The sequence below is a fragment of the Sphingomonas sp. Leaf343 genome, assembly GCF_001423765.1.
GTDB lineage: Bacteria > Pseudomonadota > Alphaproteobacteria > Sphingomonadales > Sphingomonadaceae > Sphingomonas.
Window position 1 is genome coordinate 226,232 of record NZ_LMPG01000010.1, and the last position, 25,266, is coordinate 251,497.

The window sequence follows — 25,266 nt, forward strand, 5'->3', positions numbered from 1 at the left end:
CCGGGTTCGATCGAGACAGGTATGATCCGGACGATCCCTCCGCGCTCCGGCACCGCTTTCATGCTCGATCGCGGCCAGACGCTGACGGTGATCGACCCGGAAGGGCGTCAGGTCGCCGATCTGTTGGCCTTCTCGCGCACCGATCTGCGGGAGGTCATCTCGTCCGGGCGAACGCTCGATTATGCCAGCCGCCTGTATCTGACGACCAGCGATCCGCTCTATTCCAATCGCAGCAACGTTATGCTCCGCATCGTCGAGGACACGGTCGGCCGCCACGACTTTCTGCTGACGCCTTGCTCTAGGGACACGTTCCGGATCATCTACGGCGACACCGATCCGCATCGCGGATGCTTCGGCAACCTCGCCGCGGCGCTGGCTCCCTATGGTGTGGAAGAAGACGCGATTCCGGTGGCCTTCAACTGTTTCATGAACGTGCCCGTTGACGGCGCGACCGGCACCTTCACCGTCGAACCCCCACTCAGTGGCCCCGGCGATCATATCAGCTTCACGGCGGAAATGGATCTGGTGATCGGCCTGACGGCCTGTTCCGCACTCCAGTCCAATGGCGGCGCGTTCAAGCCCATCCAGTACCGGATCGACTGACCCGTCCTTTTCCAAGCCCCCGTTCTTCGGGCAGAGGCTGACAGAGGGCACCGTCGCGAGGATCACGCTCCAGACTACACCAGGCTATTCCACGAATACCGGATCGATCACCAGCCCGGCGGCGGACCATTCCGGCACCGCTTCCGGCCGCATCGGTACCATGAAGCGTTTGCCGGTCGGGCGCTCCACCTCAATCACGTCGCCGGCACCGAAGTTGTCGATGGCAACGACAACGCCCAGCGCCTCGCCCCCGGTCGTGACCGCGGGCAGGCCGAGCAGATCGGCATGATAATACTCTCCCTCGCCCAAGGGCGGCAATGCCGACCGGGGAACGGATAGCGTCGTGCCACGCAAAGCTTCGGCAGCGGTGCGATCACGCACCTCGGCAAAGCGAGCGATCGCGCCGTTGCTGCCGGAGCGAAGGGACGTCAGCGTCAAAGCACCACTGTTGAAGCTCTTGTGCGGGGACAAATCCTCCGCAAACACCTTCAGCCGCACTTCGCCCGCAATGCCGTGCGCGCCGACGACCGCGGCGAGCACGACACCAGCGTCATCCTTGGGGTGAGCCATCGTCCTCCGTTGGGTCGGCATCGGCACCCTTCGCCGGATCGGTCGTCGACACGCCTTGATTGGTCGCGTCTTCGAGGTCATCCGGCGCGGTGCGCGGGTCTGGGTCGAGATCCGGGGTCATCATGCACTCCTTGGACGTACAGCCCCTAGAAACGCACGACGACCCCGATCCGCTGCTCAGGCGGCGGTCTCTTCGGTCGCAGCTTCGTCACCGGCTGGCGCGTCGGCGGCGGGCTCCTCGGCGGCGGGCGCGGCAGCGGCGGCCGCAGCGGCCTCTTCCTGCGCCTTCAGCTTGTCGGCCCGCTCCTCGGCGCGCTCCGTCGCCTTCTCGCCCGGCTTGCCCTTGTTCGGATTGGTGCGCGCGGCGCGCTCACGAACGCCGGCGGCGTCGAGGAAGCGGGCGACGCGATCCGTCGGCTGCGCACCGACCGAGAGCCAATGCTTCGCGCGATCGGCGTCGAGCACGACGCGGTTCTCGGAATCCTTGGCGAGCAGCGGATTGTAGTTGCCGATCTTCTCGATGAACTTGCCGTCGCGCGGGCTCCGTGCGTCAGCGACGACGATGCGGTAATACGGACGCTTCTTGGAGCCGCCACGCGACAGACGGATGCTGAGTGCCATTGTAAGTCTTCCTTGCTCTTGATCTTCGCCGCGATCGACATCGCGGCAATATGGTTGGTGGAGCGCCTTCGCCGACGACGGCTTCGGCAGGTTATTTCTTCTTCAGGAAATTTTCGAAACCGGGCGGCAGCTTCGGCGTCTCGCCGGGACCACCCAGACCGGGCAGCCCGCCGGGCAGACCACCGCCGGGTCCGCCCGCCTTTGCCATCATCTCGCCCATGTCGGCGCCGCCCAGTGCGTTGCCGAGGCCGCCGAGACCGCCCTTGCCGAGCATCGCCATCATGCCCTTCAGCCCGCCCATCTTCTTGATCTTCTTCATGGCGGTAGCCATTTCCTGATGCATCTTCAGGAGCTTGTTGACCTCCTGCACCGTGGTGCCGGAACCCTTGGCGATGCGAATCTTGCGCTTGGCGTTGATGAGCTCGGGCTTCGTCCGCTCCTTCGGCGTCATCGACCCGATCATCGCGTCCATCCGCACCAGCACCTTGTCGCTGCCCGGCGTCGCCGCCATCGCCGCCTGCGCCTTCTTCATGCCGGGCATCATGCCCGCCAGCGCGCCGAGACCGCCCATCCGCGCCATCTGCGCGAGCTGGGCACGCAGGTCGTTCATGTCGAACTGACCCTTGGCCATCTTCATGGCCATGCGTTCGGCGTCTTCGGCCTGGATCGACTCCGCCGCGCGCTCGACCAGCGACACGACGTCGCCCATGCCAAGAATGCGGCCGGCGACGCGCTCCGGATGGAATGCCTCCAGCGCGTCCAGCTTTTCGCCCGTGCCCGCGAACTTGATCGGCTTGCCGGTGACGGCGCGCATCGACAGCGCCGCACCGCCGCGCGCATCGCCGTCCATCCGCGTCAGCACGATACCGGTCAATGGCACCTGATCGGAGAAGTTCTGTGCGACGTTGACCGCGTCCTGACCGGTCAGCGCATCGACGACGAGCAGGATCTCCTGCGGACGGGCGATGTCGGCGACCGCCCTCATCTCGTCCATCAGCGCCTGATCGACGTGCAGACGCCCGGCGGTGTCGAGCATCAGGACATCGTAACCCTGAAGCTTCGCCGCCTGCATCGCGCGCCGGGCGATCTCGACCGGCTGCTGTCCCGGCACGATCGGCAGCGTCGCCACCTCGACCTGCGTACCGAGCGTCGCGAGCTGCTCCTGCGCATTCGGGCGATTGACGTCGAGCGACGCCATCAGCACCTTCTTGCGCTCGCGACCGGTGAGACGCTTGGCGATCTTCGCCGTCGTCGTCGTCTTGCCCGAACCCTGAAGCCCGACCATCATCACGACCGCGGGTGGCGTCACGTCGAGCAGCAGCTCGCTCTCGTCCGCGCCCAGCATCGCCACCAGCGCGTCGTTGACGATCTTGACGACCTGCTGACCCGGCGTGACCGAGCGCAGCACGTTCTGGCCGATCGCCTGTTCGGTGACGCCGTCGACGAACTGGCGCGCGACGGGCAACGCCACGTCGGCTTCGAGGAGCGCGACGCGCACCTCCCGCATGGCCGCCCGCACGTCCGCCTCGGTCAGCGCACCGCGACCGCGCAGGCGATCGAAGACGCCACCAAGCCGGTCGCTCAGACTTTCAAACATGCGTACCCAGCCTCCTCATGCCACCCCAAGCAAAAAGCGCCGGCGGGCGAAACCTCGCCGGCCAGCGCGCATCGGGTGGATGCGTGTATTCCGATGTCCGACGGATCGGACGTTGGCGGGACCTAGCGGGATAGCGACCGAAAGGCAAGGGTGGAGGATACCCACGCTATTGACGAAGGTCGGTCACGCGACCCCCGCCCCCGCTTCGACGGGCGACGACCTACCAGCCCCCGCCCGTCTCCTCCAGCCAGACCCGTTCCTCAGGCGTCGTATCCCGCCCCAACGCCGCATTCCGTCCCGGAAACCGTCCGAACCGCTCGAACACCTCCCGATGATCGCGCGCGAACTTCAGGTTGTTTTCGATACCCAACGCCTCGAACTGCTTCACGCACAGGCTTTGCAGCGATCCGTCCTCCGCGTGCATCAGCGGCATGTACAGGAACACGCGCTGCTCGGGCGTCAATCGCCCGTCATACCCGCGGTCGATCGCCTCCAGCGTCAGCTCCGCCGCCAGCGGATCGGCTGCGAATGCCTCCGCACTGCCGCGGTGGATATTGCGCGAGAACTGGTCCAGCAGGATGATCGCCGCCAGCATCGTCTCCGGCCCGTCGCGCCAGCCGTCCGCGCGCTGGGCGAACACCGTATCGCGCCAGCCGCCGAACCGCTCGGCGATCTCCCGATCGCGCCCGGCGTCCCTGGCGAACTGGTGCTCCTGTGTCAGCCCGAACCAATAGTCGAGCACGGCCTGCGCCTGCTCATGGACTTGCGCCCCGCCGCCCACTAGATCGCCCGTCATGTCTCTCCCCGAGCCGGAGGTCGTCAGCCTCGGCTGCCGCCTCAACATAGCCGAGAGCGAAACGATCCGAACATTGGTCGCCCACCGCGATACAGTGGTCGTCAACAGCTGCGCGGTGACCAACGAGGCGGTCAAGCAGACCCGTGCCGCGATCCGGCGGGCGCACCGCGATCGGCCGGGCGCGCAGATCGTCGTCACCGGCTGCGCCGCGACGATCGATCCGGCAGGGTTCGCCGCCATGCCCGAAGTGACGCGCGTCGTCGCCAACGACATCAAGCTGCGCCCGGAAAGCTGGGGCGGAACGGTCGCGGCACCGACCGTCTTCGCCGGTCACGCCCGTGCCTTCGTGGAGGTACAGAACGGCTGCGACCATAGTTGCACCTTCTGCATCATCCCGCAGGGGCGCGGAGCAAGCCGCTCCATCCCCGCCGGAGCGGTCGTGGATCGCATCGCGATGCTGGTGGATGCCGGTCACCGGGAAGTGGTGCTGACCGGTGTGGACCTGACCAGCTACGGACCCGATCTGCCCGGATCACCGTCGCTCGGGATGTTGGTCGACCGTATCCTGCGCCATGTCCCGGCGTTGCAGCGGTTACGGCTGTCGTCGCTCGACTCGGTCGAGATCGGCGATCGGTTGTTCGAAATCGTGACCGGCGAGCCGCGCGTGATGCCGCATCTGCATCTGTCGCTTCAGGCGGGCAACGACCTGATCCTGAAGCGCATGAAGCGCCGCCATTCCCGCGCACAATCGGTCGCGCTGGTCGAACGGCTGAAGACCCGCCGGCCTGACATCGCGATCGGCGCGGACCTGATCGCCGGATTTCCCACCGAGGACGAGGCGATGTTCGCGGATACGCTGGCGCTGATCGCCGACTGCGACATCGTCTACGGCCACATCTTTCCCTATTCGCCACGCATCGGCACGCCCGCCGCGCGCATGCCGCAGGTCGCGCCCGAGGTGCGACGCGAGCGGGCGTCAAAGCTGCGCGCGGCGGCGGCGGCGCGCAAGGCGGCGTGGCTTGCGACCGCGATCGGCACCGTTCAGGACGTCCTGATCGAGCGTCCGGGCGATCGCGGCCATACCGCACACTTCGCGGAGGTCCGCCTTCCTGCCCCCTCGGGACCCGGCAGCATCCGGCCCGTCGCGATCACCGCGGCGACCGACACCCATCTCATCGGAACGACAGAATGAGCACTTGGCACGAGAAGCTGTTGGGCGGCTTCAAGCGGACATCGGACCGGCTGGTCGGCAATCTCGCCGGTCTCGGCGGCGCGCGGCTGGACGAGGCGACGCTCGACGATATCGAGGAGGCGCTGATCGCGTCCGATCTCGGCCCGCAGACCGCCGGTCATATCCGCAAACGGCTGGCCGAGGGCAGTTTCGAGCGCAACATGGAAGAACTCGGCATCCGCCTCGTCGTCGCCGAGGAGGTCGAGAAGACGCTGGCGAAGGTCGCGATCCCGCTGGAGGTCACCGCCTTCCCGCGCCCGCAGGTGATGTTGGTGATCGGCGTCAACGGGTCGGGCAAGACCACGACGATCGCCAAGCTGGCGCATCTGCTGATGGAGCAGGATTACGGCGTCATGCTGGCCGCGGGCGACACGTTCCGCGCCGCCGCGATCGGCCAGTTGCGGACCTGGGCCGACCGCGTCGGCGTGCCGATCGTCACCGGCAAGGAAGGCGGCGACGCGGCGGGCATCGTGTTCGAAGCGGTGAAGCAGGCGACCGCGACCGGTATCGACGTCCTGATCGTCGACACCGCCGGTCGCCTTCAGAACAAGCGCGAGTTGATGGACGAACTCGCGAAGATTCGCCGCGTTCTGGGCCGCCTCAACCCCGCCTCGCCGCATGACGTGGTGCTGGTGCTGGACGCGACGACGGGCCAGAACGCGCTCAACCAGATCGAGGTGTTCAAGGATGTGGCCGGCGTCACTGGTCTCGTCATGACCAAGCTGGACGGCACCGCGCGCGGCGGCGTGCTGGTCGCGGCGGCGGAAAAATACGGCCTGCCGATCCATGCTATCGGCGTCGGCGAGGGCATGACCGACCTCCGCCCGTTCGACGCCAACGAGGTCAGCCGCATCATCGCCGGTGTCGAGGGAGCGCGGAAGTGACGATCGGACGTGAAATCTACGAGAACGCCGAAACCGGAACGGCGGAATTGCGAGAGGACAAACCGGGCATCCGGGTCGCCGTCGACTACGCCCCGCTGCTCGTCTTCTTCGCGATCAACTTCTTCGCACCCGCCAACCCGATGATGCGGCTGGTCGGCGCGACGACCGGCTTCCTGAACGACATGGACCGTGTCGGTGCGCTCGTCATTGCGCGCGTGATCTGCGCGACCGCGGCCTTCATCGTCGCGACGATCGCGGCGATGATCGTCTCTCGCGTGAAGCTCGGCCGCGTGTCGCCGATGCTGTGGATATCGGGCGGGCTGGTCGTGATCTTCGGCGGCCTGACCATCTATTTCCACGACCCGCGCTTCATCCAGATGAAGCCGACGATCGTCTACGCCACCTTCGCGGGCGTACTGGTGTTCGGGCTGGCGACGGGACGCCCCTTGCTGGAGGGGCTGCTGGGCTCGGCCTATCCGGGGCTGACCGCGCTCGGCTGGCGCAAGCTGACGCGCAACTGGGCGTGTTTCTTCGCGAGCATGGCGTGCCTGAACGAGGCGGTATGGCGGACGACCAGCTGGGACTTCTGGGTGGGCTTCAAGCTCTGGGGCGCGATCCCGCTGACGCTCGGCTTCGCGCTGGCGAACATCCCGATGTTGCTCCGTCACGGCTTGCAAACCGACAGTGGTACAGCGGCGAAAGAATTGCCGCCGGAGTGAGCCTGTACGGGGTGCCGCTGATATCCAGCTAATCTTCTTCGGGAACTCGAAACTTGTCGGTCGGGAACTGCCGCGACAACCGCGTAATCGGCAAAACTTTAGCACTTCACCGTCGGTGCGAGCACAGCGAAGCAATCCAGCGGCACACCCGACGCACGTGATATCGCCCGCCCCGGGGTCCGCTCGCGGATCGGCCTGGCAGGAAGAGGCCGGCGGTGGCGTTCGCTTGTAGCGGACCTCGTAACCCGTCCGGATCGACGAGGCTCCAGAGCATCAAGGCGAACCGAGACCCAAGCCGCCGATGAACGGCAATGCGGCTTAGCGTGGCCGAACAGGGTCGATGCCGATAAAACTGAAGCCCTCCAGATCGCCGGTCGCGGTCGCATACGCCATCGCTGCGAGCAGCTTCTCGTACCGCGCCACGAAAGTCATACCGTCGGGCTCGCGCGGGGGATCGAACGCCAACGTCTTGCTCATGACCCGCAGCACGCTACCCGCCTCCAATCCGCAATGCCACTCCAGCGCTCCCGCGTAGCTACCCAGATTCTTATAATCCGCACGCTTCGGAAATCCGTCGATCAACCCGAGCCGCGTGACGGTCTCCGTCGCTTCGGCAAGCATCTGCGGGCGGACGCGTTTGCCCACATGGTCGTCATAGCCCGTCTGGAGCCTCGCCTCCTCGACCTGCACGATGCTCGCCGGAGCGGCCTCATCGATGCAGGTGAACAACGGCCTCGACGGGTGGACCCGATCGCGGATGACGATGACGACGCTTTGCAGTTCGTCGACACGCTCCACCGATATCCTGCGGCGATCCAGACCGCACGCGACCAGCCTGTGCTCGATCGCCGATACTGACGGAACCGGCGGCGGCGTATCGATCATGACGGTCCCTCTGCAATGGACATTCTCCGCCAACACGCCGGAGACATACCCGTCCGCTGACCGTCAAACCGGACACGACACCTTCACGAACGGATCGACCACGAACGGATTGCTCCCCCCGAACGTCCGCACCCGGAAGTCGAAGCGTGCACCACCCTGCGTCAGGCTACCCGCCCCCGCCAGAGGCGATCCGGCGGCCTTGACCGCGGCTTCCTTCATCATCCGGAACGCGCCCCACACGCCGACCCAGCTCTTCACCGCCGGGGCCGCGCCGTCGATCGCGAACTCGATCGAGGCTCCGCCCGCACCCGGCCAGTCGAACGTCGCCGGCACACCGGACTTGCCGTCATAGGTCAGCGACTGGCCGTCCGCCTTCAGCGTCACCGACTTCGCGCCCGCCAGCGCTACCGGCTCGATCTGGTAGACCAGCCGCGGCGCGTTCGGATCGGCGGCGAAGAACGCGCGGGTCACGCGCTGCGCCGCCTGAAAGGATTGCAGCCCCGTCTCGGTCATGCCGATCTCGCTGGCATTGGGAAGCAGCACCCAGTCGGGTTTGGTCGTATCGACATAGCCCGCCAGTTCCTGCGTCACGAACTTCGCGAACGCGCCCTGAGGCGAGAAGAAGTGGCCGAACTGCTCCAGTGAGATGTCGTTGGACGATGCGGCGAGCAGCGGAAAAGAGCGGCCGAGCACGTTGCGGCAATCCTGCCCGAAATTGCCGCTCAGCGCCGCCCCCATCTGGCTTTTGCGCGCTCCCCCCAGCGCGACGTTGGCGTCGCCCGCCACCGCCTTCACCAGCACGCCCGCGGGTGCGGGCATGTTCGCGCCGCTCTGGTCGAGCTGCGCGACCAGCGCCTTCACCTCCAGGCTGGCGGCCGATCCGGTCTCGCCGCCGCCACCCGGCAGTACCGCGACCATGTTCAGCTTGTCCGCCAGTTGCCCCATGCTCGCCAGCGTCGCGTCGAGCGGCCCCGGCGCGCCGGGCTTGCCGACGAACAGGCGCAGCGGCTCGAACGCGCGGACCGCCGCCTCGCGCGGATCGTCGCCCGCACCGCCGCCGCCAGCCATCGCATCGCCCGCCGCCGCGCCGGCTATCTTGCCGAACTGGCCGCCGGGGATTTTCGGCATCTTCATCTTTGGAACGGCGGCACTCTTGCCGGCGGTCATGTCGGTGGCCACCACGATCGCCCGCATCAAGGGCGCGATCGGCGACAGCGGCCCGGCGGCATCGCGCAGCCGCTGGATGTTCTCCGCCAGCGATGACACCGGTCGCGGCTGCATCCCCGCCATATAGTCGCGCCACCGGGTCAGGAACTCGTCGAAATACAGCCGCTGCAGATCCTGCTTCAGCATGCTCATCTCGGCCGGCGTCATCCCCGCCCGCGCGCCGGTGTCGCCGACCACCCAGCGTTCCTCGTCGAGCAGCTTCGGTCCGCTCGACAGCATCGGCACGAACACCTTGTCGTACCCGATGCGCGTGAACAGTTGCGGCACGCCCGCGCCCGGCGCAAAGGCGCCGGCAGGCGCGAAGAACACCTCCGGCTGCGGCCCGGCATTCTCGCGCGCGGTCCATGTCTCGCCGTCCGCCAGCGCGACGCTCTTGAGACGGCCATAGACGCGCACCGAGGCCGGCTGCGATCGCAGGATCGACCGTGCGGCATCGACCCGTGCCGTATCCAGCGACACGGGCACGAACGCCCCGTCGAGCAGCGCCCGCGTATGCCGCGCGACCTCGCCGGCCTGCACCTGCGCATCGGGGTCCTGCGAACGCGCCGCCCAAGCCGGCTGCACCCACGCCAGCAACGCTTCTTCCGCCTTCGGCCCCCGTCCGCCAAGCACGAGATAGGATTTCAGATCGTCGTAAAGCGCCGCCGGCGCGGCCCGGTCGGCATCGATCCGGTCCTCCGCCAGCCGTGCGAGCATCGGTGTCAGCCGCCGTTGCAGGTCGCGGCCATAGATCGCGCCGATCTGCCCCTCCAGCCGGCCGCCCTGCCCTAGCCCCAGTCCGAAATCGCTCGCCTTGTCCATGTCGCCCCGTGCCTTCGCCAGCACGCCGAGCGCGGCGAGATCCTGATCGGGCGTCGAGGTGCCACCGCGCGACGTACCCGCGGCGTTGGAATAGGCGGCGGCGGTTTCGTAGACCGTACCGATCAGCGCCTTGTTGCGGACATAGCCCCATGTCCACAGGCCGATCGCCAGCACCAGCGCCGCCGCCGCCGCGATCGCGCCGCCGATATAGACCTGCCGCTGACGCTTCTCTGCGCCCGCATTGCGATTGGCGATGCCGGCTTCCGGGAAGACGAGGTCGGAGAACAGCCGTTTCAGGAAATAGCTGCGGCCGCTGCCGACGCCGTGCGCCGACGCCATCGCCGCGACGCCCATGTTGAGCAGGATACGATCGACCGGATTGCCCGTCTGATTGCCCGATGTCAGATACACGCCGCGCACCCGCGCCGCCGTGTCGAAGCGCGAGGTCTGGCCAAGCGCGGCCAGCAAGTCGGCGATCGGCTTACGCAGCGACGCCAGCTGCGACGGGAACGTCGCGATCTGGCCGCGCAGGGTCAGTTGCCCCTCGTTCTGCATGCGATCGACCACCCGCTCCGACACGCTCGCGACCAGCGCGTCGAACCCGGCGAGCACCGCCGCGCCGTCGCTGCCGTCGCCCGGCGCGGTCGAACCGAACACCTGATCCGATTCAGCGTCCGTCGCCCGCGCGAAATACTCGCGGAACCCGGCAAGCAGATCGGTCTTGGTGACGAGCAGATAGATCGGCAGCGTCTGCCCCAGCGTCTGCTGGATCTCCGCCAGGCGCGCGCGGATATGCTGCGCGTGATCGGCCATCTTGCGCGCATCGGCAAAGTCCGGCGCGGGGATCGCGACCAGCACGCCGTTCAGCGGCTGGAGCGGCCGGTGCGTCTTCAGCAGGTCGAGGAAACCCTTCCACCCCTCCGCATCGCGCGCCGCGTCGACATCCTGAGTGACATAGCGCCCGGCGGTATCGATCAGCACCGCCTCGTCGGTGAACCACCAGTCGCAATCGGGCGTGTTCGGCTGACCGCGCAGCGCCCGGTACTCGCCCGCCACCGCGGTCGGGAACCCCAGGCCAGAATTGAGCAGCGCCGTCGTCTTGCCGGCGCCGGATGGTCCGATGATCGCGTACCACGGCAATTGATAGACGTACGATCCGCGTCGCCCGACCTTCGTGCTGCGCAGCATCGCCAGCGCTTCGCCCAGCTTCGCGTCCAGCGCCGCCCGGTCCGCCTTCGGCGCGGCCAGCGCATCGACCAGCGCCGCATTCGCCTTCGCCGCCTTGCGCCGCTGCCACCACCAGTACAGCCCGACGCCGACGATCGGCAGCAGCGAGACGAGCAGCGCCACCCACGTGTTTCCCAGCGGTCGCCAGCTGCCGATCGCGACCAGCGGCCCGACGAAGAACAGCAACAGCCCGGCGAAGATCGCGCCGACCACGCGCCAGAACCAGCGGTTCGCGAACAGTGACTTCACGCCCCCCACTCCCTTAGTTCCACGCCACGTCGTTGGCCACGCGGATTTCCACGCGCCGGTTCTGTCGCCGCCCGTCGGGCGTCGTATTGCTGGCCAGCGGCTGCGCATCGGCAAGACCGGTGCTGGTGATGCGGCTGGCATCGCCCAGCCCCGCCCGCGCGATCGCCTGACCCACCGCCCGCGCCCGCGCCTCCGACAGTTCGAGGTTGGACGGGAATGCCAGCGAGCGAATCTGCTGATCGTCGGTATGGCCCGCGATCTTCAACGCCCCCTTGGTCAGGTTCGCCGCCTGCGCCAGCCGCCCGAACGTGTCGGTCCACGCGCCGGACGGCTCCGCCTGCGCGCTTTCGAACAGCCCCTGATTGTTCAGGCGCAGGACGATGTCGTTGCCCTCGCGCAACACCGCCAAGCGCTCCGCCTCGACATCGGGGCGCAGGATCGACTGAATCTTCTCGAACGTCGGCGTCGCGGTTTCCGGCGGCGGCGCGGCGGGGGCGACGATCTGCGCCGAGCCGACCGCCTGATCGAGCGCCGTCACGGCCGCCGCGCTCTCGCTCGACAGGCGGAACAGCAGCGCGGAAAAGATCAACAGCGCGACGACGCCGATCGCGGCGGCGATCGCCCAGAGCGGGATCTTCTGCTGGTACGATCCCGTCGCCGTCGTCGCGCCGCGCCATTGCGGCGACAGGTCTCCGGCGGGCCGATCGCGCGTGCCGGCGATCGCGGCGGCCAGCCGCTGGCGACGCTGCTGCAGCACCGACTGTCCGCGCGGATCGAGCGCGGCCCGGCCCTCGAATCCCAGCGACAGGCACTGGTACAGCAATTCCATCAGCCGCGGCTCACGACGCGGGTCCGCCTCCATCCGCTCGGCGAACTGGAACAGCCGGTCGCCGCCCTGCACGTCGTTGTGATAGGCGGCGAGCAGGCTGTGCTGCGACCATGGACTGTTCGCGCCCCACGGCGTCGACATCACCGCATCGTCCATGAACGCGCAGAGGATGTAATGCGCCAACTGCGCCGTCTTGGGATCGAGGCCGAGTGCCTGCGCCCGCTTTCCGAACGCGTCGAGTTCGCGGATCACCAATTGGCGGAGCGCGCCCAGATCGGGGCCGACCGGCATCTGCCGCAACTGGCTGGCGAGATGGATCAGGCGACCGGCGGCGGCGACCAGCGGTTCGGGGCCGTAGAGATCGGGCTCCGCTTCCGCGAAGTCGAGCCGCGCCGGTCCGCTGCTGCCCGTGCCCGATGGCGGCGGCGTATGGGCTGGCGGCTGGTTCCCCGGCATGCGTGGCGGCGCGGGCGGCATTCCGCCCGCCGGCATCATCACCGTGCGATCCTGTGGCGGCGGACCGCCGGACGGCGGCGCGGCGGGCGTGCCCGGGAACGCCTGTCCGGGATAGGGCGATGCCGGTGGCACGGCCCTGCCGCTGCCGGCGGGCCGGATGATCGTCCGCTCCGTCGGCGGCGGGTCGTCGCGCTTGTCGCTCATCGCAGGCCCCTGTCAGCGGACTGGCTCATGAGTGGCTCCCCCGGATCGCCCACATCTCCAGGTCGAGATCGGGTATCTCGCCCGCGACGTGCAGCGCGACCGCGCCAGAAGTCGCGACCGATTGCCATTGCTCGTGCCGCGTGTTGATCGCGAAATAGACGGTGTTCGCGCGGAAAGGGATCTGGCGCGGCTCGGCCGGCATCGGATGGATGTCCGCACCCGGCAACTGGCGCATCACCAGATCGCGGATATGCTCGACCGACCCCAGCTTGGCCCGTCGCGGCAGGTTCGCGCGCAGCGTCTCGGTATCCACCGCACCGCGTGCCGCGAGAATGAAGCTCGCCCCGGAAAACAGCGACCGATCGGTGATTTGTCCGACGCGGATGCCATATTGGCGCAGCTCCAGGGGAATTGCGACCGCGCTCTGCTCGAACACCGCTGATAGCGAGCGGCGCAGGTCTCCCATCACCGCATCGAAACACACGCGCAGGTCGCGATGCTGGTACAGCGGCATGAAAATGGGCCGGTTGCCCGCCGCGGTCATCGTCGCGATCTCCGCCGCCAGCACGCACAGTGCACCATAGAAATCGGCCGGATGCACGCTGGGCAATGCCGCCAGATGCTTGACCATCGCCTCGCCGCGATTGACCGCGATCAGCATCATGAAATCGGTGATGTCGGCGACGCCCTTCGAACCCGGCGTCCCCAGCCGCCCGGCGATCGCCTCGCCACGCTGATGGAGCATGCCCTCCAGCTCCGACAGGAAGCCGCTGAGCGTCGGGCTCGCACCGGTCGCCAGAACGGTGGGAATGAAGCCGTCGTCGAGCACGACCGAATCATCGGACCGTCGCTCCACGATGCGCGCGATCGGGATCGTCGCATACCCGCCTAGCCCCTCGCCCTCATGCCGAAGCGTCAGTTGCAGGCGACCGACGTTCAGCGGCACCCGCGTCGGCGCGCCATAGACCGCATCGGCTGCCTCGAACTCCTCCGCCAGGAATCGCGTCTCGGCGCGGGCGGACGGATCGAGCGCGACATCGGCCGTGCCGGGTCGCGACAGGGGCAGGCACAGATGGACGTTGGTGTCGCGCAGGTCGCGCGCCACCTCCAGCGGCATCGGTGCCGCGGCCCCGTCCGGCACGTGGAACGGCGTACCGTCGTCGAACACGCCCGTCGCGCGGGATAGCGCGATCTTGCCCGTCTTGAGCAGCCCGTCGTCGATGCGCAGCAACCCCAGCCCCCACGCGTGCGAAACCAACGGCGCGACCCGCGCCTCCAGTTGAGCGGAGGTAAAGCGTTCGAATTGCTGGAAGTGCTGCGGACGCAGGAACATACCCTCCGACCAGACCGGCTTGTTCTCCCAACTCACTCCACCACCCCCCACAGGTTTTCGCGTCGTCGTATCCTACGCTGCGCCGTTCAGGAACGCCTCGTATCCCTCCCGAAACGCAACACTCATGATGCTGTTAACATTGGATGTCGCATCTTTGCGCAACGCGTCGAACACCGCCTGATACACCGTCCACGGATTAACGCCACGGCCGATCCTCAGTCCCTTCTTCTCACCCGCCGCCTTTTCCATAACGCGCTGGATCTCATCCGGGGAAAGTCGTTCGAAAACAGCGCGCAAGGCATGCTGAACACCTGCCAGCATCGCCAGTTGATGCTTCTTCACGTCTTCGAACGCCGATCGCACCGACTCTTCGGCGCCCATGAACCCGGGCAACGGATCGCCGAGCAGCAATTTGGCGGAATCGATCGCCGGCAGATGCTTCAGCGGGTTGTTGCGACCAAGGCCCAGTTGCGTCCGCTCCACGCGGAACTCGTTCTTGAACGCCGCGCGGTCCTGGATCAGGTCGGACAGGCCCAGCACCACCTGTTTATAAAGGACGCCCAGCCGGTGCATCGCATCGGGCGTGGTGCGCAGATCGGCAGGATCGAGCCCGGCCCCCGCACAGAACGCCGCCCAACCCTCTCCGTCCGGCGCCGCTGCCGACGTTTGCGCCGAAGGTATGGCGGGTGGAGCCGCCGGGGACGGCAGGAAGGGATCGGTCGGCACCGGCGCGGCTGCCATCGCCGACGGTGGGGTCGAGCCGAAAGGGTCCGCTGTCTCCACCGGCGCCCCGGCCGGCGGCAACGCGAACGGATCGTTCGTCGGCTGGTTGGGCACCACGGCGTCGTCCGGCCGGCTCGCAAATGGCTCGACTTCAGGCCCGAAGCCGCTGAACGGATCGGCGGCCGCTCGTTCCGGTGTCGCAGGCGCGGTAGGTATGCCCGCGAATGGGTCGGCGGTTGCTTCAAGCCCCCCGAACCGATCGCTCGCCGTTCGCCCCGGCGTCGCTGGCGTGTTCGGCTCGCCTGCGAAGGGATCGCTCCCGGCGTCGAACGCGGCAAACGGATCGCCTGCGGCTCGCTCCGACGTTCCCGGCGCGGCGGACCTGCCCGCGAACGGATCGGCCTTCGCATCGAAGCCCGCAAACGGGTCGGCTTTCGCATCGAAGTCGGCGAACGGGTCACCGGCAACGGGACGCGCGAACGGATCCGGGGTGCGCCCGACACTTGGCGGCGGCACGGACGGCATTGCGAAGGGATCGGTCGACAACGCGGGTGCTGGCGCGAAGGCAGCCCCGCTCGATCGGGTATCGGCAGGATGCGAGGGCGACGGAGCCGCGAATGGGTCCGCGCCGGCGAAGGGATCGGCCTTCGTCGGCGCAAAAGCCTCCATCCCCGCAAACGGATCGGCCGCCCGCGCCGATCCGTTTGCGGGGGGCGCGGCCCAATCTTCCGGGATCGCGAAATCGCTTGCCGCCGGGCTCGGCGCAGCGGCCAGCATCGGCCGGCTGAACGCATCGGACAGCGGACCACCCCACGGGTCCGCCGCTGCCACCGCTTGCGACGCCCGTGGCGGCGCGAGGAAATCGTGCATCGCGCTGCCCAGGAACTCATGCACCTCGGCATTCGCCCCGCCCGTTCCCCACGGGTCTGCGCCGGCATTGTCGAACCAGCTGTCCGGCTGGCTGAACGCGGGGGGCGGCGGTGGCGCGGCAGTCGCGACCTGCTGCTGCAGATTGGCGGCCAGACCCGCCGCCTCTGTCGTGATCTCGATGGCGTAATCGCCCAGCAGCAACCGGTCGCTGACCCGGACGGCGACCGGCATCTGCGGCGCGATCCGCTGGCCCGGACGGTTCAGGCTGACGCCGTTGGTGCTGGTATCGACCACGAACAGGTCGAGCCCGATCACCGAGATCGTACAGTGCGCGCGCGAGATATGGCCCGACTGGTCCGGCAGCATCCAGTCGCACTTCTGCGCGTCGCGGCCGATGCGGATTTCACCGCTGTCGATCTGGCGTCGGTCGATGAAGGTGCCGGGCGGGTCCGCCTGGCGGGAGAGCAGCAAGGTCCACATGAGGTCGTGCGGTTCGTCCCGTATCGTCAGCCGCCGGCCAGCCGGTCGAGCACCGCCGCCTGCGCCTTGCGCCCGACATCGCCGTGCATCAGCGCGACGCCGATGGCAACCAGATCGGCGAAGGCCAAGCGTCCGCGCAACGCCGGATCGTGAACCGTGAACAGCATCGCGGTGCGCGTCGCGATCCCCGTCAGGTGCGCCGCCGGCGGCACCGGCTGCAATCCCCGCGGCGCGATCGACGGCCCCGACCAGTGCGCCGCCATCGCCGCCCAGCGCGCGGGGGCCGAGACCGCGCAGAACTCCGCCGCGGTGAAGGCGCGCTCCGCCGCCTCGTCCGACGTCGTCTGCACCCACGTCTCGGCCGTTTCCAGCGCGACCCGCTCGGCCGCGCGCTCGCCGATTCCGGGGATCAGCCGAACCGCGAGGCACGCCCACCACACCGATTGCCGACGCGGCAGCATCAGCGCCAGCGCCGCCGCCGCATCCGCCTGATCCGGCATCGCCATCAGCGTCGTCAGCAACGCTTCCGGCCCGGTCGTCGTCGCCAGCGCTTCCAGCCCGGCCGCGGACAGCCCGCCATGCTCCTGCAACTCCAGTCGCTGGAACCGGAGAGGAACGACGGTCGGGGCAGGCGCGGGCACGCTGTCTCGATCGCCCGTCAATTTATCATCACCACGCCGCCCTTCAGGACCAGCATGCCATCGGCCTTCACCTGAGTCATCGGCGCCTTGTATTCGGCCATCGCTCCGGCGGAGACGTTCAGCGTCGCCTCCGCCTTGATCGTGATCTTCAGCGCCTTGATCTCGATCCCGGTCGGGGTCAGCTTGATGCTGCTGGTGCCGACCTTGATCTCCACCTCCTGCATCGACTCGTGCAGGCTCTTCTGCGTGACCTTGACCGTCTGGGTCTTCTGGACCGTGGTCTGCTGCGTCCCGGTGACGTCGATCTTGCTGTTGTTCTCGATCTTCGTGGTCTGGTCGTTCCTGATCGTCTCGGTCTGGTCGCGCTCGACGGTCAGGATCTGGTCGCGCTTGACGGTGCCGGTCTCGTCGTTGTCGACCACGCGCCGATAGTCGCGGCCGGTGTACATATACACCTCCTCCGCGCCCGGCTTGTCCTCGAACATCAATTCCTGCGTGACGCCGCCGTTCTTGTCGGTGACGGATCGCCAGCCAGTCTGCGTCGCCTTGCTCTGCGGATCGAACGGATATCTGGCGGACGGCGTGTAGAGCGTGCCGGACACGAACGGCATGTCCGGATCGCCGTACAGGAAATCGATCACGACCCGCGCGCCGATCCGCGGGAAGAACTGTGCGCCGTGGGTGCCGCTCGCCCAGGCCTGCTGCACAGGCAACCAGACGATCTCCGGCAACGGCTTCGTCGCTGACGAGTAATCGCGCGCATGCGTCACCGCGACGGGGATGCGGTTGAGGTCGTCGACCACCGCCTCGCCCTCCGCGGAACCCTTCTTCGCGACCACGCCTAGCACCGGCCCGGCGGCGCGGCGGCGGCCATGCGGCACCGGCGGCCGGAATGGCTTGCTCGCGTCCATCGCGGTGAAGCTGTTGGTATAGCTCGGCTCGCCCCCGCCGAGCATCCACGGATCGAACACGCTGTGGCTGACCGACGTCAGCACGATTCGCGACGGCAGCGTCCCGTCGGCCCAGTCGGGTTCTATCCGGCCGCCCGCGAAGAACATGTGATCCCGCCCCTGCCCGACGATCGTCTCCGCGCCCTGCGCATAGCCTTCGCCGTGACGGCCGCCGCGCCCGCTGACGTCGCCATTGGCCGCCGCCTCGCCGATCAGATCCTCATAGCCGTGCGCGTAAACGCGTCCCCAGTCGCCCGGGGCGCTGGCCGAGTGCAAGAACGGCGTATCGACCTTGCGCGCGTCGATCCCGTGAAAGACGTGCTTCGATGGACGCGCGCGGTGCGTGTGCGACAGCGACGTGATCTTGCTGTCCGAAAATCCCGGCTGGAACGCCATCTCGGTGCCGCCCACGACGTCGGCATAGGCGCTCGCCGCGTTGCCGAGGTGCATCTTGTGATGGAAAGTGCCCGCGGATTCCGCGTAGGTGAAATAATAAAAGATGCCGTCCTGCGCGAGCAGCCGCGCGAGAAAGTCGAACTCCGTCTCGTCGTAGCGGACGGCATAGGTCTGCTTGGCCGGCGCGGGGTTCAGGCTGATATCGGTGACAAGTCCGGGGACATCGGCGACCAGCGCCTCGAAGATCTCCTGCGCCGTCTTGTCCTGGATGAAATGCGTCGCGCGTGCATAGGCGGTCGCGAAATAGGCCGGACGGATGCGGAGGTGGACGCGGAACCCCGATGTGTCCCCGACCGCGATATCCGTCTCGTAGATGCGCCCGGCGAAGACCCGCTCGGTGCCATCCTTGGTCGTCACGTCCCACTTGGCGAGCTTGCCGATCCACGCGGACACGTCGCCCGGAGGCGTCGGCGAGATCAGTTCCAGCCGGTAGTCGAACGGTTCGGACAGCGCCTCCCGCCCCTCGAATCGCAACAATGCGAAGGCGTCGACATCGACACCCGCGAGCGCGCGCAGGTGGAGCAGGTGACCGGACGACATGCCGCTTCTCCAGGCCGGACGGACCGCCGCAAACCGGCGATCCGTCCGTCGGGGTTCAGGCGTTCACTTCTTCGGTGGCCAGATCGTAGATCAGGTGCGTCGGGGTCAGCGTGTGCTCGGTGTCACGGCCGCTGAACGCCTGGTCGAACTTGGCGATGTTGAGCGAGAGCGACTCGCTCGGCCAGTCGCCGCCCGAGCTGACCGAAAAGCCGGAAATGATGATCTTCTCCATGGCGATGTCCAGATAGGACGTGGTTTCGCCCTTCGACGTCGCGACGAAGCTGAACTTGCCCTTGGCGATCACGTCGCCCTTCAGCAGGGCCTTGAACAGCAGCTCCGACGACTTGTCGAGCGTCTTGGAGATGGTGATCTCCGACACCGACGCGGTGCTCGTGCTGCGATCGCCGCCGCGCGCGCTGCCGACGCCTAGGCCCGCGCCCCACTGGAAGCTGGCGACCTCGATGATGTCCTTGTACTTGCCGTTGGTGGTGCTGCCCTTGATTCCGTCGAGTTCGAGATAGATCGGCATTGGATCCTCCTTCGTTTGATATTGCCGGTCGGCGACATGCCGCCGGTCTTTTCACGCACAACGTCTCGCGCTCACCCGGTCAGGTGAGCTCGATCACATAATCCTGTTCGCCGACGGCGCCGGCGCTCGCGCCGATGTGGATCGCGTTGACCTCGCCTCCATCGGCCCTGAGCGTCAGGACGCGGTCGGCGAGATCGGCGAGCAATCCCCGCTTCAGGATATTCTCGATATTGCGGGCGCCGCTCTCCACCTCGGTGCAGCGCGCCACGACCTTGTCGAGGAACGCGTCGTCCCAGTCGAACGTGGCACCGTAATTGGCGACCACCCGCTTGCGGATCCGCTCCAGACTGATGACCACGATCTCGCGCAGGATGTTCGGCTGCAACGGAAAATAAGGAACCACCGTCGTCCGGCCCAGAAACGCCAGCTTGAAATACTCGGTCAGGTCGGGGCGCAGTTCCGCCGCCAGCGCCTCCGGCTCCGGCATCGTCTCGGCGTTGCGGCACAGCCGCTCGATCGTCTCTGTGCCCAGATTGGACGTCATGATGATGAGCGTGTTCTTGAAATCGATGTCGCGGCCCTGTCCGTCGCGCAGCATGCCCTTGTCGAACACCTGATAGAAGATGTCCTGAACGCCCGGATGCGCCTTTTCCATCTCGTCCAGCAGGATGACCGAATAGGGTTTGCGCCGCACCGCCTCGGTCAGCACGCCACCCTCTCCGTACCCGACATAGCCGGGCGCGGCCCCGACCAGGGTGGAGACCTTATGCTCCTCCTTGAACTCGGTCATGTTGATCGTCGTGACGTTCTGCTCGCCGCCGTAGAGCAACTCGGCCAGTGCCAGCGCCGTTTCGGTCTTGCCGACGCCGGACGTGCCGCAGAACAGGAACACGCCCAACGGCTTGCGCGGATCGGCAAGGCCGGCGCGCGCCGTCTTCACCGTCTGGCCGATGATCTCCAGCGCGTAATCCTGCCCCTTGATGCGCTTCTTCAACTGCGCGGGCACGGTCAGCAACGACTTGATCTCGTCGGCGACCATGTTGCCGACCGGGATCCCGGTCCAGCCGGCCAACACCTCGGCCACGACGGCCCGGTCGACCACGTCGTACACCATCGGCACCTTGCCCTGAACCTCCAGCACCTTCGCCTGCGCGTCGCGCAGCGCCTGGATCTTCTCGGCATAATCGGGTGCATCGGCGACCAAGCCGTCGATCGCGACCCGCGCGTCGCCGACCGCCTTCACCGCCTCGCGCTCGGCGGTCCAGCGGGCTGCCGTCTCGTCCCGCTCGATCTCCAGCGCCGCCTTCTTCTCGGCGCGCTCCGCCAGCTTGGCGGCGACATCGACGCCCGAACGCCCTTCGCGCTCCAGCATCGACACTTCGGACGCCAGCAGGCCCAGTTGCCGCTCCAGATCCTCGACCGCCGGTGGCGTTGCCGCCTGACTGATGCCGACGCGCGCGCAGGCCGTGTCGAGCAGCGAGATCGCCTTGTCCGGCAATTGCCGCCCGGTGATGTAGCGATGCGAAAGCCCAGAAGCGGCCTCCAGCGCCTCGCCGAGGATACGGACGTTGTGGTGCTTCTCCAGAACCGGCACCAGCCCGCGCAACATCGCGACCGCCAGCGCCTCCGCCGGCTCCTCGACCTTCACCACTTGGAACCGGCGGGTCAGCGCCGGGTCCTTCTCGAAATACTTCTTGTACTCAGCCCAGGTGGTCGCCGCGATCGTCCGCATCTCGCCGCGCGCCAATGCCGGCTTCAACAGGTTCGCCGCGTCGTTCTGACCTTCCGCGCCGCCCGCACCGATCAGGGTGTGGGCTTCGTCGATGAAGACGATGATCGGCGTCTGCGAGGATTTCACCTCGTCGATGACCGATTTCAGCCGGTTCTCGAACTCGCCCTTGATGCCCGCACCTGCCTGCAGCAGTCCGAGATCGAGCGACAGCAGCCTAACGTTCTTCAGCGAATCCGGCACGTCGCCCTGTACGATCCGCAGCGCGAAACCTTCGACGACCGCGGTCTTGCCCACGCCGGCCTCACCGGTCAGGATCGGATTGTTCTGGCGACGCCGCGTCAGGATATCGACGATCTGGCGGATTTCAGGGTCGCGGCCGAAGATCGGGTCGATCTTGCCGTCGCGCGCCTGCTGCGTCAGGTCGATCGTGTATTTGTTCAGCGCTTCCTGCCCACGCGCCACGCCGCCCGATGCCGCCGGTGCGCCGCCACCGGCATGACCGCCAGCCGCAGTCTGCGCCGCTTCGGCCTTGGCGGCTTCCTCCGACGACGCCGCGATCTGCACCATCGTGGTGCGCAGCGTTTCGGTCGGGATGCGTGCGAACTGGCCGCTCGCCTCCCGCGGGATCGCCGACAGCTCATCGGATGTCAGCAGGGCGAGCAGCAGATGCCCGGACCGGACGATCCCGACGCCATGCTCCAGCGACGCGATCAGCCACGCCTCGCGAATCAGGGTCACGATATTCGGGGCCAGCGCCGGTGCGCGACCATTGCCCGTCTTGAACCGGTCGATCTGGCGGTTGATGTCCTGCGTCAGACGCCCGGCATCGACTTCGAAGTGGCTCAGAATCACCGCGATATCCGACGTTTGCCGGTCGATCAGACGAAGCAGCCAATGCTCCACCTCGACATTGTAGTTGGTTCGCGACAGCGCGAGGCCGGCGGCACCTTCCAATGTCGTCCGGCAAACCTCATCGAGCTTGCCGACCAAGCTTTTCAGATTGACTTGAGCCAATGTAGTCCATCCCCCCCGGCAACCTCGAGTCAGAGGCCGCGGCTTTTCCCACCAAAACAATACGCTTCAGATTTCGAGGCCGCAAGAAGACTCGCGCGTTAACCTTTGCGAATCTACCCCGACCTTTTCCCTCTGGCCCCGCTCCGCTTGATCGACATTGCGGCAATACTCCAGAGGAATTGCGACGACAACAGCGATATTCCGATCAGCCGCTCGCGGTCAGCGGAATCGCACACTCGACCAGCGTCGCGTCGGAACCCGGATCGAGCGCCATCCACGCCGTGCGGCCAAGCAGCGCAGGCGCATCGGCCATGCCGAGGCGCAGCGGCGGGATCTCCGCCGCTGCGATCGCGAGTCGCAGGATCGGACGGTGTTCGATACCCGCCGCCAGCCGGCACAGCTCGCGCACCCGCGTGATCGTGGCGTCGTCGGTGCACAGCGCGATCATCTCGCCATATCCGATCGGTCCGACCTCGATGACATAATGGTGCTGCACATCCAGCACCGCCGCCCCGATCAGCGCCGCGTCGGGCAGATGATCGTCCTCTCCGCCTTCCTGCCCGGTCACGCCTTCGCCGCCCAGTCGTGCGAAGCGCCCCAGCGCCGGACCACCGATCCGCGACTGCTCCTCCGGCGGCAGCGCCATCCACACCGGCTCCGCCTGAAGTACGCGGAGCGGTCGCTTCAACAGGTGCCGCAACACCGTCTCGACCGACGCGGCGCTGCGCCGCTGGTCGCCGAGATGATGCGCCAGCGGGGCGAGCGCGACATCGTCCAGTTCCAGCCGGTCCCGCATCGCCGGCGTTGCCAACCCCGCAAAGGCCAGCATCGCACCCGTCGCGGCGTCGCTCCCGTCGCGGCCTGCGCGCTCGTGATCCAGCAGCCAGTGATATTTGCGGGTGATGCGATAGAAGAACGACAGCGCCCGGTGGTCGAAGACGTTCAGGAACGCCGCCACCGATCGGTCGCGCAGCCGCCGTCGCTGGAGCTGAATCTCGCTGTAGAACGGCGGCAGCGCGGGGGTCGCACCGACCAGCCCCATGATGTTCGTCGTCACCCGGGGCTGATGTCCGTCATCGTCGATCCCGGCCAGTTCCGTCGCCACCAGAGCCATGCGATCGGATGCGACGAAGCGCAGCGGTTCCTCGTCCGGTGCCGCGTCCTCGCCGATCGATGCCGGTCGCCCGCGCATCTTCGCCGCCTGCTCGATCAGTCGCACGGCCTGGACCAGCGAAGTGCGGGTCGCGCGCGCTTTCAGTCCCGATAACACCGTCATGCCGGACCGGTCACGTCAGGTCGCGCGTGCCGACGCGCGGTCGCCACGTCTTCCACAATCCCGGCTCCCGCCGCAGCTTGGCGGAGGTTCGCGTAAAGCTGTTGAGCGCGCAGGCGGTGGACAGGAACCGCTCGATCACCGCGCACAGCAGGAACGCTCCCGATCCCGACAGGCGCTCGTCGTCGATCTCCAGCGTCACGTCGACACCCGCCGCGACCGCGCTGTGCCCGCGCAACCGCATCCGCGCGACCGACGGCGCGGAGGTGACGCCGACCAGCCGATCGCGCAGGTGGGCACTCTCCGCTGTATCGACGATGTCGTACAGCGCGAGCACCTCGCGCAACGCCTGCGCCCCCTTCGGCCCGCCCGACAGGCTCAGGTGATTGAGCGCCATCTGCCCTACCAGCTTCCATACCCCCGCCCGCCCCCGCCCCGCCCTCCGCGTCGGCGTCGGCTTGGTGAGTGCGCTGGCACCGGCGACGCCGGGCATCTGCGCATCAAGGGTGAGGGTGGGGCGGCCTCCTCCGAACGGAAGCCGGGTGGGAAGATCGCGGTTGGTGACCAGCACCCGCGCCAGCGCCACGGTCGCGTCGTCGGCGAGCAGCCGCCCGTCGAGATCGGCGATCGACAGGAACACGTCGTCCCCCCCGCCCGGCCCGAAACTGCCGCGCCGCGCGGTCGCGTGGAAGAATCGCCCGCGCTCGCCGCCGCCGTGGATGGAGTGCAGCATCGGCGCATCGGTCTGCTCGCCCTGCGCATCCTGCAATCGGACCTCGCAGACCGAGTGGACCTCCAGCGCGTCCTCCCGCCGCGCATCCGGAACGATACGGTATTCGATCTCCGTCTGGTCGATCTGGATCGGCTCCGCCTCCATCTCGAACAGGTTCAGCACCGGCACCGCGAACAGCTCGAAATCGTCGGCGCGGACGACCCGCTCCAGCTCCGCCGCGGGCTTGTCGAGATAGAAGAACAGCTCCAGCCGCGTGCCGGGCATATCGAGCGTGCGCGCGGCCAGCCCCGCGATCTCCACGAACAGATGCTTCTGCGGATAGGCGAAATGCTCCTGCACCACCGCATAGGCGGTCGCCGCCACCTGCGTCTGCGGCAGCAGCAGCTCGTCGCGTTCCAGCCCCATGATCCGCAGCCGTTCCGGCGGCAACAGCACCGCGCGCGGATCGGACGGCCCGGTGCCGACACCGATGCCGAGCAGGTTCACGCCGAGTTGCTCGATCAGGATCTGCGCCCGCCGCGCATCGCTCTTGATGAACAGGCGGATGCGATCGACGCCCAGCGACACGATGTCGAGGTCCGGTATCGTGGTGGACAGCGCGATCCGCAGCACACCCTTCGCCTGCGCGACACCCAGCGCCGGCGCGTCCAGCGGCATCCCGCCCAGCGCCGCCTCCTCGATCCGGAGCGGCAGCAGGGTCGTGTCCCATGCCGTCCGATAGCGGCACGGCTCGCCCGCCACCGGCTCGGTCGTCAGCACCGTTCCCGCCGGGATCGTCACCGCCTTGTCGAGCGCAGGCGCGGGCGCGAGCCGTGCGACGAAGAAGGACGGCACCGGCTGGATCAGATGCGGATAGAGCGTCAGGAGCAGCGCGTCCGACAGTTCCGGAAACTCGTCGTCGATCTTGTGTCGCAGCCGCGCATTCATGAACGCGACCGATTCGATCAGCCGCCCGATATGCGGGTCCTCCGTGGCGTCGCGCGTCAGCCGCAGACGCGAGGCGATCTTCGGATAGGCGTCCGCGAACGCCCCCGCCGAATTGCGCAGGAAGTTCAGCTCGCGCTGGTAATAGGGGATCAGGTCGTCGATCATG

20 protein-coding genes are annotated in these 25,266 nt (G+C 67.5%); 4 read left to right on the top strand and 16 right to left on the bottom strand.

Translation table 11 applies throughout. The features are described from left to right. Positions 1-21 precede the first annotated feature (21 nt). Positions 22-603, top strand: a complete 582-nt coding sequence (locus ASG07_RS06340; protein ID WP_055843581.1) for a DUF1989 domain-containing protein — start codon at positions 22-24, stop codon at positions 601-603. Positions 604-687: 84 nt separating this feature from the next. Here ASG07_RS06340 and rimM read toward each other — a convergent pair whose 3' ends face one another. From rimM to ASG07_RS06360, 5 genes are all read right to left on the bottom strand, one after another. Next, positions 688-1,173, bottom strand: a complete 486-nt coding sequence (gene rimM / locus ASG07_RS06345; protein WP_055843582.1) for a ribosome maturation factor RimM — start codon at positions 1,171-1,173, stop codon at positions 688-690. Then, a complete protein-coding gene (locus tag ASG07_RS17470) occupies positions 1,154-1,294 on the bottom strand; it encodes a hypothetical protein (RefSeq protein ID WP_168377313.1) in 141 nt (46 codons plus the stop codon). The genes rimM and ASG07_RS17470 overlap by 20 nt, the downstream gene beginning before the upstream one ends. 56 nt (positions 1,295-1,350) lie before the next feature. Continuing rightward, positions 1,351-1,794, bottom strand: coding sequence for a 30S ribosomal protein S16 (gene rpsP / locus ASG07_RS06350; protein WP_055843583.1), 444 nt, complete (start codon positions 1,792-1,794; stop codon positions 1,351-1,353). 91 nt (positions 1,795-1,885) lie between these two features. Further along, a complete protein-coding gene (gene ffh, locus ASG07_RS06355; RefSeq protein WP_055843584.1) occupies positions 1,886-3,391 on the bottom strand; it encodes a signal recognition particle protein in 1,506 nt (501 codons plus the stop codon). Positions 3,392-3,611: 220 nt separating this feature from the next. After that, positions 3,612-4,187 (bottom strand): DUF924 family protein, encoded by a 576-nt coding sequence (locus tag ASG07_RS06360; RefSeq protein WP_055843585.1) that lies wholly within the window; start codon positions 4,185-4,187, stop codon positions 3,612-3,614. Here ASG07_RS06360 and ASG07_RS06365 point away from each other — a divergent pair. From ASG07_RS06365 to ASG07_RS06375, 3 genes are all read left to right on the top strand, one after another. Beyond that, a complete protein-coding gene (locus ASG07_RS06365) occupies positions 4,186-5,379 on the top strand; it encodes a MiaB/RimO family radical SAM methylthiotransferase (RefSeq protein ID WP_055843586.1) in 1,194 nt (397 codons plus the stop codon). The two genes, ASG07_RS06360 and ASG07_RS06365, sit on opposite strands and share 2 nt — an antisense overlap. Next, positions 5,376-6,302 (top strand): signal recognition particle-docking protein FtsY, encoded by a 927-nt coding sequence (gene ftsY / locus ASG07_RS06370; RefSeq protein ID WP_055843587.1) that lies wholly within the window; start codon positions 5,376-5,378, stop codon positions 6,300-6,302. Before ASG07_RS06365 ends, ftsY begins: the two co-directional genes overlap by 4 nt. 68 nt (positions 6,303-6,370) lie before the next feature. Next, the gene (locus ASG07_RS06375) at positions 6,371-7,021 is read left to right on the top strand and encodes an inner membrane-spanning protein YciB (protein ID WP_055843992.1); all 651 of its coding nucleotides are present in this window, start codon (positions 6,371-6,373) and stop codon (positions 7,019-7,021) included. Between the two features lie 318 nt (positions 7,022-7,339). Here ASG07_RS06375 and ASG07_RS06380 read toward each other — a convergent pair whose 3' ends face one another. The 11 genes from ASG07_RS06380 to tssF all read right to left on the bottom strand — a co-directional run bounded on the left by ASG07_RS06380 (position 7,340) and on the right by tssF (position 25,265). Continuing rightward, positions 7,340-7,906, bottom strand: coding sequence for a hypothetical protein (locus ASG07_RS06380; RefSeq protein ID WP_055843588.1), 567 nt, complete (start codon positions 7,904-7,906; stop codon positions 7,340-7,342). A 63-nt stretch (positions 7,907-7,969) separates the two neighbouring features. Continuing rightward, on the bottom strand, positions 7,970-11,410 hold the full coding sequence (tssM, locus tag ASG07_RS06385; protein ID WP_168377314.1) for a type VI secretion system membrane subunit TssM: 3,441 nt from the start codon (positions 11,408-11,410) through the stop codon (positions 7,970-7,972). A 13-nt stretch (positions 11,411-11,423) separates the two neighbouring features. Next, on the bottom strand, positions 11,424-12,899 hold the full coding sequence (icmH, locus tag ASG07_RS06390; RefSeq protein ID WP_055843590.1) for a type IVB secretion system protein IcmH/DotU: 1,476 nt from the start codon (positions 12,897-12,899) through the stop codon (positions 11,424-11,426). A gap of 25 nt (positions 12,900-12,924) precedes the next feature. Next, on the bottom strand, positions 12,925-14,268 hold the full coding sequence (tssK, locus tag ASG07_RS06395) for a type VI secretion system baseplate subunit TssK (RefSeq protein ID WP_156361766.1): 1,344 nt from the start codon (positions 14,266-14,268) through the stop codon (positions 12,925-12,927). 36 nt (positions 14,269-14,304) lie between these two features. Continuing rightward, complete coding sequence (gene tagH / locus ASG07_RS06400) at positions 14,305-16,296, bottom strand: type VI secretion system-associated FHA domain protein TagH (protein ID WP_168377315.1); 1,992 nt, start codon at positions 16,294-16,296, stop codon at positions 14,305-14,307. Positions 16,297-16,331: 35 nt separating this feature from the next. Next, a complete protein-coding gene (locus ASG07_RS06405) occupies positions 16,332-16,946 on the bottom strand; it encodes a DUF6931 family protein (protein ID WP_156361767.1) in 615 nt (204 codons plus the stop codon). A gap of 17 nt (positions 16,947-16,963) precedes the next feature. Then, positions 16,964-18,892: a type VI secretion system Vgr family protein gene (locus tag ASG07_RS06410; RefSeq protein ID WP_055843594.1), complete on the bottom strand. Its 1,929-nt coding sequence runs from the start codon at positions 18,890-18,892 to the stop codon at positions 16,964-16,966. A 55-nt stretch (positions 18,893-18,947) separates the two neighbouring features. Further along, complete coding sequence (locus tag ASG07_RS06415) at positions 18,948-19,421, bottom strand: Hcp family type VI secretion system effector (RefSeq protein ID WP_055843595.1); 474 nt, start codon at positions 19,419-19,421, stop codon at positions 18,948-18,950. Between the two features lie 79 nt (positions 19,422-19,500). Continuing rightward, positions 19,501-22,167, bottom strand: a complete 2,667-nt coding sequence (gene tssH, locus ASG07_RS06420) for a type VI secretion system ATPase TssH (protein ID WP_055843596.1) — start codon at positions 22,165-22,167, stop codon at positions 19,501-19,503. A gap of 205 nt (positions 22,168-22,372) precedes the next feature. Continuing rightward, positions 22,373-23,443 carry a type VI secretion system baseplate subunit TssG gene (gene tssG, locus ASG07_RS06425; RefSeq protein ID WP_055843597.1) on the bottom strand — a complete coding sequence of 357 codons (1,071 nt, stop codon included), beginning with the start codon at positions 23,441-23,443 and terminating at the stop codon, positions 22,373-22,375. Between the two features lie 10 nt (positions 23,444-23,453). Beyond that, positions 23,454-25,265, bottom strand: coding sequence for a type VI secretion system baseplate subunit TssF (tssF, locus tag ASG07_RS06430; protein ID WP_055843598.1), 1,812 nt, complete (start codon positions 25,263-25,265; stop codon positions 23,454-23,456). Between the last annotated feature and the right edge of the window lies 1 nt (position 25,266).

Excerpts from the sequence above, each read along its gene's own strand:
- ASG07_RS06415 (WP_055843595.1), bottom strand. The coding sequence starts at position 19,421 with ATGCCGATCTATCTCGAACTCGACGGAATCAAGGGCAGCACCACCAAC.
- rpsP (WP_055843583.1), bottom strand. The coding sequence starts at position 1,794 with ATGGCACTCAGCATCCGTCTGTCGCGTGGCGGCTCCAAGAAGCGTCCG.
- ASG07_RS06360 (WP_055843585.1), bottom strand. The coding sequence starts at position 4,187 with ATGACGGGCGATCTAGTGGGCGGCGGGGCGCAAGTCCATGAGCAGGCG.
- ffh (WP_055843584.1), bottom strand. The coding sequence starts at position 3,391 with ATGTTTGAAAGTCTGAGCGACCGGCTTGGTGGCGTCTTCGATCGCCTG.
- rimM (WP_055843582.1), bottom strand. The coding sequence starts at position 1,173 with ATGGCTCACCCCAAGGATGACGCTGGTGTCGTGCTCGCCGCGGTCGTC.
- ftsY (WP_055843587.1), top strand. The coding sequence starts at position 5,376 with ATGAGCACTTGGCACGAGAAGCTGTTGGGCGGCTTCAAGCGGACATCG.
- tssG (WP_055843597.1), bottom strand. The coding sequence starts at position 23,443 with ATGACGGTGTTATCGGGACTGAAAGCGCGCGCGACCCGCACTTCGCTG.
- ASG07_RS06365 (WP_055843586.1), top strand. The coding sequence starts at position 4,186 with ATGTCTCTCCCCGAGCCGGAGGTCGTCAGCCTCGGCTGCCGCCTCAAC.
- icmH (WP_055843590.1), bottom strand. The coding sequence starts at position 12,899 with ATGAGCGACAAGCGCGACGACCCGCCGCCGACGGAGCGGACGATCATC.
- ASG07_RS06340 (WP_055843581.1), top strand. The coding sequence starts at position 22 with ATGATCCGGACGATCCCTCCGCGCTCCGGCACCGCTTTCATGCTCGAT.
- tssF (WP_055843598.1), bottom strand. The coding sequence starts at position 25,265 with ATGATCGACGACCTGATCCCCTATTACCAGCGCGAGCTGAACTTCCTG.
- ASG07_RS06380 (WP_055843588.1), bottom strand. The coding sequence starts at position 7,906 with ATGATCGATACGCCGCCGCCGGTTCCGTCAGTATCGGCGATCGAGCAC.
- ASG07_RS06410 (WP_055843594.1), bottom strand. The coding sequence starts at position 18,892 with ATGTCGTCCGGTCACCTGCTCCACCTGCGCGCGCTCGCGGGTGTCGAT.
- ASG07_RS17470 (WP_168377313.1), bottom strand. The coding sequence starts at position 1,294 with ATGACCCCGGATCTCGACCCAGACCCGCGCACCGCGCCGGATGACCTC.